The organism is Rhizobium sp. PDO1-076 (genome assembly GCF_000247475.1).
In the GTDB taxonomy this organism is placed as follows: Bacteria; Pseudomonadota; Alphaproteobacteria; order Rhizobiales; family Rhizobiaceae; genus Allorhizobium.
Genome location: NZ_AHZC01000367.1, coordinates 1 through 556 on the forward strand (window position 1 = coordinate 1; position 556 = coordinate 556).

The 556-nt window shown below is 55.9% G+C and carries 1 protein-coding gene; it reads right to left on the bottom strand.

Annotated features, from left to right (window positions below; all coding sequences use genetic code 11):
* Positions 1-37: 37 nt before the first annotated feature.
* Positions 38-556 (bottom strand): integrase core domain-containing protein (locus PDO_RS17425; protein ID WP_244426478.1); only part of this gene is annotated, 519 nt, incomplete at its 5' end.

Here is a 556-nt window from a genome sequence, read left to right on the forward strand (position 1 = left end):
TAATCCCCCCGTTTTGAACGGGGCTCCGCAGTAGAATTCACGCGGCCATTTTCAGTTTCTGTGCGGGCGTTATGCCGCCGATGCCCATGTTGGGCCGTTCGTTGTTATACGTCCAGAGCCATTGTGTGGCGAATTCCTGTGCCTCCTCGATGTTTTCAATGATATATTGGTCGAGCCATTCATGCCGGACCGTGCGGTTGTAGCGCTCGACATAGGCATTCTGTTGCGGCTTTCCGGGCTGGATGTGGGTCAGGGCGATGCCCTGGTTGGCAGCCCATTCCATCAGTTTGCCACTGACGTATTCCGGCCCATTATCAACACGAATTACGAACGGTTTGCCGCGCCATTCGATTATCTGGTTGAGGCTACGGATGACGCGTTCAGCAGGCAGCGAGAAGTCCACCAGGCATCGTAAACTTAACGGAGGAAATGCCAGCGAAAGGCGCCATCCGGAGATATCTGTCATGCTCTTGCAATTTTCGCCCACAGGCTCATCGCCGCAGTGCGCAGTGCGCAGTGCGCAGTGCGCAGTTCGCGATGGTGACCGGAGGAGATG